Origin of the sequence: Burkholderia sp. B10, from assembly GCF_004368385.1 — a bacterium.
Taxonomy (GTDB): Bacteria; Pseudomonadota; Gammaproteobacteria; order Burkholderiales; family Burkholderiaceae; genus Burkholderia; species Burkholderia vietnamiensis.
Map to the genome: position 1 here is coordinate 1 of NZ_PQMX01000145.1, position 4,260 is coordinate 4,260.

Here is a 4,260-nt window from a genome sequence, read left to right on the forward strand (position 1 = left end):
GGCCGGGGCGATGGGGCGGTGGCTGCCTGCCGAATAGAAGCGATAGATGCCCTTGCCGGCCGACTTCGCGTCGTACAGCGCGCTGTCGGCCTGCCGGATCAGCTCGTCCGGGTTGCCGTGGCCGTCGTCGAGGGCGATGCCGATGCTGATCCCGAGGCTGACGGTCACGCCGACCGACAGCGTGTAGGGCGCCGAGATCTGGCCGATGATCCGCGTGGCGAGGAGCGAGCTTTCGTGCATCGTGGTGTCGTCGAGCGCGACGATGAACTCGTCGCCGCCCACGCGCGCCGCCAGCGCGCCGGGCGGCAGTGCGCGCGCGAGCCGCTCGGCGACCTGCATCAGCACTTCGTCGCCGGCCTGATGGCCGCAGCGGTCGTTGATCGACTTGAAGCCGTCCAGGTCGAGATACATGACCGCGAGCGCGGGACTCGGCAGGCGCGGCCGCTGCGAGAGCATCCGCTTCAGGGCCGCATGCAGTTCGTGACGGTTCGGCAAACCGGTCAGCGCATCGTGTCGCGCGAGGTGCCGGATATGCTGCTCGGTCTGGCGGCGGGCGGTGACGTCCTCGACGATGATCACCGCATTGCCGTCCGGCACACGATGGCGCGTGAGCTCGAGCTGGCGGCCGTCGGCAAGCTCGATGTCGAGCGGCACCGGCTCGTCGTGGCTCAGCCAGACGTCGCATTGCGCCGCGAGGCCGGCGCCGTCGGAATCGGTCGACGCGTTCGCGCCGAGCGCCGCGATCACGTCGGGCAGCGGCGTGTCGAGCATGATCTCGCGCGGCGAGCCGAACAGCTGCGCGGTGCGCCGGTTCGCGACGATCACGTGGCTGTCGCCGTCGATCATGCACAGGCCGTGCGGCATGTAGGTGAGCGCCGCGTCGAAGCGCGTGACGAGCTCGGCGTTGCGCTGACGCGCCGCGATCAGCGCGACCAGCACGCGGTAATGGCGTTGCACGACCGTGCGCATGGCGGCGAGATAGATCGCGAGCGGCGGCAGCAGCAGCCACGCGCCGGGCCGCTCGACCAGCAGCGCGCCGATGGCGATCGGCACGACGCCGAGCGTGACCTGCGTCATCGCGAGCCGCGGCAGCGCCGAATTGCGCGATGCGATCCCGCCGAACACGCCCCCCGCGACCATCACGGACAGCGTGCCGAGTTCGATGTCGGGCGAATCGAGGCAGCCCATGACGCCGAGGCCGAGCACGAAGCACGCGGCGAGCGACACCGGCGCATAGCGCAGCGCCCAGTATTCGGGGCGGCCTTCGCCGGCGGCGTCGTGCACGACATAGGCGCGGGCAATGGCGAGCCGCGCGGCGAGCAGGCCGACGTCGACGCACAGCCAGATCAGACACCAGAGTTGCTGCAGCCGGATCAGGGCGATCGCCGCGACGAAGCCGCTCGCGATGCCGGACAACGCCATTGGGCGGACGTCTTCGAACAGCGTGACGAGCATCGACGGGCGCAGCGCAGCCGTCACGTGGTGATTGCCGCTGGGCGGCGTGGAGAGAACGGCGTTCAGCAGGCGGGCCTTGACTGCCATGGTTGTTTTTGACCTGGACACGAGGCGGTTTCCAACCGGTCGCCGGCGCGCGGCAGAGGGTGGGATGACCGGTGAGTCGGATGCGACGACATTACCATGAAACATCGCGCGTGCGAGCCTCGCGGATTCCCCGGTGCGGCGCCGCGGTTATGGCGCGTGGGACGCTCCGGACGACGGCTCGCGACTGGTCGTCGCGCCCTGCGGCGAGGCCGTCATCAGGATTTCAATAAGTATTTCATGTGGAAGGCGCGCCAGGGCTTATATCCGAACGATGTCGGGTGCGGGCCGTGCCGCGCTTCGGTTCGCGGGCGGGGAAAGCGCGCGGCGGATGCCGAGCGTCGCGCGCGTGCTCGGCGGCGGTGATCTCGCTCGTCGTCTGGGAATCTGTATGCAGCTAGCGGCGCGCCCGCGGCGCCACACCGACCGACGTGAAGGCATTTATGCGGACGTGGGCTGAACGGGGCGCCGCTCGCGATGCGGCAGCGTTACGGCGGCGCCCGCGCACGACGCTCCGCCCGCAAACGGCCGACGATGCTTCAGTAGCTACCGCCTCCGCCTGTACCGCCTGCGCCGCCGTATCGGCTCATGCCGGAACCTTGCGCAGCGCCGCCGTCCGCCGACGTGCATCCGGTCGTCAGCAGCAGCGCCAACACCGCGATCAGCGCCGCGGTCGCTCGTGCCGGTTTCATCTCAGCCTCCTTTCGCTGCGCAGATCGCTTGACGAGCCATTTCGTACGAGCGCGCGCAACGCAACGGCAACACGTATCGCGAGCGCCGCTTATTCCATGCTTTTTGCATATCGGGTTCAGCGCGCGATCGTGCATGCGCGATCACGCGCACGGCTGCGGTCATCGGAGATTGATCGGGGCAAGCGCTGGTTCTTGGGTGGCGCGTCCCTGGGTGGAGAGGAGCGGATTGCTTTCCCTGGGCGCGCACGCGTCGTCACGCTTGACTGGCTTCACCCACATGACCGGCCGCGCGCCTCGTATTCGCGGCTGACGAGCCGCACGTGGCGCGTGCAGGTGCGCCGACGGCGATTGCGTCGCGCGGGAGATCGGGGAGGATGGTGGTAGGCGCATCGGGCGTCGAACGCGGGTGACGTAGACGCCGCGTCGGCCGCGGCGTCCAGCCGATCGGCGATAGACGAGATCGGCCCTGCGGTTCTGCGCCCACGACGCTTCGTCGTGGGCGAGCGCCAGCGGCTTTCCCGTAGCGAGGAAAAATGTCGCGGTGCGACCAGCTTCCCGGCCGCCCCAGCACGGGCAGCGCGGGAAGGTTCCAGTGCCGCGCATGACGCGCGGCAGCACGGCATCAGAACTTGTGGCGCAGCCCCAGCGCGACGACCACCTGGTTGCTGTTGGCCGACGGCGTCAGCGTCCAGACGGTGGCGTCGAACGCGTGATTGCCGTGGCCGCCGCTGACGCTTTGATAGACGCCTTCGAGATACGCATCGGTGCGCTTCGAGAACGCATAGTCGACTTGCGCGACGACCTGATTCCATTTCGGGCGCGTCTGGCCGGTGCGCGTGTCGAAACGCGCCATCGTGTACGTGTACGCGGCCGACAGGCTCAACGCGGACGTCGCCATATAGCGGCCGTCGACCGAGAAGTTGTCGAACACCAGCGACTCGCCCTTCAACGGCGTGATACCGCTGCCTTGCATCACGCCGGTCACGCCGTCGGTCGCCGAGTGCGACCATGCGGCGCCGACCGAGTGCGGGCCGAACGAATAGCGTCCGGCGAGTGCCCAGATCTGCTGGTTGCCGCCGGTGATCGTCGCCGAGCCGTCGATCGTGCTCAGCGCACCGTCGGGGTTCGGCGCATTGCGATCGCGGCTGATCTTCAGGTAGCCGGCGCCGAGCTTCAACGGCCCGTTTTCGTACGACACGCCCGCGCTCCACGCGGCGTTGTTCGAGAACTGGCCGGCGGCGTTGGAGAACGCGTACATCGCGCCGAACCTCAGCCCGCGATACGTCGGGCTCACGTACTTCACCGCATGGTTGATGCGCAGGTTGCGGTTCGAATCGTCGTTGTCGTACGGATGCACGGCCAGGTTGCCGCCCCAGCCCGGACCCGATGCGCCGAGCGGCGTGACGAAGTCGATGATCAGGTCGTACTGGCGGCCGAACGTCAGCGCGCCGGCCGAGTGCGAGCTCAGGCCGACCCACGCCTGGCGGCCGAACATGTCGACGCCTTTCTGCGACAGCTTGCCGTTCGTACCGGAGAAGCCGTTTTCGAGCGCGAATATCGCGGCCATCCCGCCGCCCAGATCCTCGCGGCCGCGCAGCCCCCAGCGCGATGCGTTCAATGCGCCGCTCGTCAGCCCGACGCTGCCGCTGCCGTGCGAGCCGGCGCCCCCTGCGCGCTGGCTGGTTGCGTAGGTGATCGACGTGTCGATCAGGCCGTACAGCGTCACGCTGCTCTGCGCGTTGGCGGAGGCCGGAAGGAAGCCGGCCATGCAGGCGACGACGGCCGTCCCCGCGGCCGTGCCCGCGCGGCGCGCGCGTTGGGTGGATTGCAGCGCGGCGATGCGAGCGCGGGCCTTTCGTTTGGTCGTGGAATGCATAGGAATATTTATCATTAGCGCGGCAGAACCGCCGTGCGGGCCGCGTCGGCCCCCCGGCCGACGAATCGAGCGGCAATTATTGGAGATCGCGCAACGGTCGATTAAGTCGCTGCACAGTAAAGGTCTTCTGCGAAATCGGGTGGAATCGATGGG

Annotated in this window: 3 protein-coding genes and 1 pseudogene; all 4 read right to left on the reverse strand. The window is 68.6% G+C overall.

Annotated elements, in window-relative coordinates; translation table 11 throughout:
* The coding region (locus tag C3Y15_RS31100) for a sensor domain-containing diguanylate cyclase (protein WP_134206936.1) at nucleotides 1-1,542 on the reverse strand (1,542 nt) is incomplete at its 3' end.
* 536 nt (nucleotides 1,543-2,078) lie between these two features.
* A complete protein-coding gene (locus tag C3Y15_RS31935; RefSeq protein ID WP_014724861.1) occupies nucleotides 2,079-2,231 on the reverse strand; it encodes a hypothetical protein in 153 nt (50 codons plus the stop codon).
* Nucleotides 2,232-2,675: 444 nt separating this feature from the next.
* A pseudogene (locus C3Y15_RS31105) lies at nucleotides 2,676-2,747 on the reverse strand (peptidoglycan-associated lipoprotein); the annotation flags it as partial.
* A 106-nt stretch (nucleotides 2,748-2,853) separates the two neighbouring features.
* The gene (locus tag C3Y15_RS31110) at nucleotides 2,854-4,107 is read right to left on the reverse strand and encodes a porin (RefSeq protein ID WP_045577963.1); all 1,254 of its coding nucleotides are present in this window, start codon (nucleotides 4,105-4,107) and stop codon (nucleotides 2,854-2,856) included.
* Between the last annotated feature and the right edge of the window lie 153 nt (nucleotides 4,108-4,260).

What these genes read in the sequence shown, in the direction of transcription:
- C3Y15_RS31110 (WP_045577963.1), bottom strand. Translation starts at nt 4,107, where the DNA reads ATGCATTCCACGACCAAACGAAAGGCCCGCGCTCGCATCGCCGCGCTG.
- C3Y15_RS31935 (WP_014724861.1), bottom strand. Translation starts at nt 2,231, where the DNA reads ATGAAACCGGCACGAGCGACCGCGGCGCTGATCGCGGTGTTGGCGCTG.